Origin of the sequence: Turicibacter sp. (assembly GCF_017941855.1) — a bacterium.
GTDB lineage: Bacteria > Bacillota_I > Bacilli_A > MOL361 > Turicibacteraceae > Turicibacter > Turicibacter sanguinis.
Map to the genome: position 1 here is coordinate 1 of NZ_JAGAVR010000026.1, position 2,624 is coordinate 2,624.

Annotated in this window: 1 protein-coding gene; it reads left to right on the plus strand. The window is 33.0% G+C overall.

The genetic code is table 11. The annotated features are described in order from the left end of the window. Positions 1–2,195: 2,195 nt before the first annotated feature. Positions 2,196–2,624 (plus strand): RWP-RK domain-containing protein (locus tag J6D32_RS04190; protein WP_287467324.1); only part of this gene is annotated, 429 nt, incomplete at its 3' end.

Consider the following 2,624-nt stretch of genomic DNA (forward strand, 5'->3'; position numbering starts at 1 on the left):
ATTATTTTCGGAATTACGAATTGTTATAATAACGACATTTTAAGGTTTTTGTTTACTATTGTTAGAAATGAGTATAATATAACATATGTTATACTTATTAAATATTCTACTTCTTAACAAAAATTATTTTACAATACCTAATTAAGCTATAGAAAGGTTTGTAGTTACCTTATGACCAGTCGTCGGGATCTATAACTCCTTCGTTAGGCTTTTAAGCTTCCTTCCGCTCACTTGCTTACACTCTAGTGCTTAGAAACCTCTATATATTGGATTGAGATTTAGTTGTGTGGTTTATGAGATGTTTTGAGGGGTATTTATACTTGAATTCTTGAATAAAAAATGGCATGACACTTTTGACAAAAGATTTTAATAATATAACTTTGTTGAAATTAATACCTTCTAGAATCAGTCTGTTCAAGACTGGTTTAGCCGACTTTAAACCCATGAAATTCACGTTTTTATTTGATATTCCAGAAATTTATCTCAATACCTTTCCAGGGATGTATTTTACGTATTTATACGATTTTTCTATGATTTATTATGAATTTTTGAAAACAGACTATCTAATCTGTCAATTCCGAACTAATCAGTAAAGATTGCATTTTTTACCATAGATAATCTCATTTTCAAGCTTACTATTATTTTTGGTAATTGTACTAGACTCAATTTGTAAACTTTGTGCATTGGTTTGAGGTCCAAACAATTTTCCTAGAATTAATTATGATTTTTCTAAAAACGACACAAAATGCTGATTTTATATGAAATTGTAACTAAAGTTTTTCTTAGCTTTATAACTACCAAAAATCATATAATTCCTAACACTCTTATTTTAAGTATATGTTATAATCAGGATACGGGTCTTACAAGTCTCCCCCACTTATTTGGATTTCGTCCCGAAATCCGCATTCTCGAACGCCTCTATGTATTTCCCATCGAGTCCTTATGTCCTTCAAAAATCCTCCTCGTCTTATTGCCGAACCTTTACAAGATTTAATTATCTTTCCCTTTCAACATTTACATACCTCTGTAATAATGCTTAAGGTCCTATTATTCTCATTCACTCCATACTTCTTTTCTTCTAATTACTCTAGATGTACAAAAAAACTCTAACTGTTTCTCACAGTCCCACACATCGACTTGACCGGCTACTATCTACAGTACATATTTAGTACTTTCTAATCTACCTATATACATAGTTAACCTAGTTAACTTGCAACACCTAATTTTTAACACTATTTCGTATTTATATGAATTCGTCATATTTCAACACACATTTGCCTCAATTCAACATTTCTTTTAAATACTTTTTGGCTAAATAAGTCTATTTTTGTAGAATCTCCAAATTTTTGTGTTCCACCGAAATATAAAATTTACATCATCTTTTGTAAGTTTTTTTTTTTGGAGTACTGAACACTCTTTAAACTATTTCCATTATATGGAGACATAAAATTTTGTTTTATTTCAAAAGTCTCTTTATTATCTCGTTCTCACCAGAGTCAAGCAGGGAATTTTGAAAAAATATCACTTGGGGTAGTGAAAAGTCGCATCTACTGTAGTTAGTTTGAATTTCGGTAATTAAAACGTGAGGTGTCCTTTCAGTTCCGTGTGTCCTTTCGGTTCCAGCTGCAAGATACTATATATACAGGTATGTAGTATCATTCATTTCCACATTCATTTTCAGTCTCGTCCTCTCTTATCACTAGTTTGTTCATAAACGAACTCATATTTAAAGCCGAGTCATGGAAAACAGATCTTCAATGGGCGATCTGTCGAACCCTGGACCTGGTTTTCCGCAAGGAGAGGGTACTTCAAACCAAGAATTCTTAATAGAGTTCGGTGACTCTAACATTCTAGACATCTATCATCCATACTTCGATTACCTTTCTAATGTTTTGTTTGATTTTGAATTATGGTACAGTCTTCCAGATATACTACCAATAGAGCATCTCCACGATGAGCCGAAAATTTTTCCCGAGTTGAACATTAACTCAGATGATCCGGTGCATGTATCTGACTTTGCACTTGATCAGACTCCATGCCTTCTACCAGGTTAAATTCTTTTGAATGATCCATTTATAAGTATTCTGTTTTGTTTTATCATTTGACATGTGTTATTTGTAGACCCATTTGTAGATGGTCTAACTGAGTACAATCCATTCATCGACGTACCCTCAATGAGCAGTGAGATCATCCCCATGAATCAAGGATTCATGGCTGACATTCAAAATGACAATCAATTACAGACGATTGATAACATCAATATTGATATGAATCCCGAGTTTGGGGTTGGTTTTCAATACCAACATCACCTTCAGGTGATTCAAAGGAACCTAGAAGGATTTCAAAATCCTGGTATTTTAGTTGAAAACCAACAATTATTACCGATAGAGGCCACTAATTTTGATGAATCAATGTCCATCTTTGGGTCAAAAAATCAGGATCATGTTCAAATGAGCCAGAATGATAACAATACAATTGGATTTGAACCTTCTAGTTCAGAAAACATAGCAGGTGGCAGTGGAAGAGGTTTCAGACATTTATTAAGTAGGGAAATAATAGCTGAACACTTTAACGAACCAATTGAGAAAGCTGCGAAGGAACTCAACATTGGAACGACACAATTA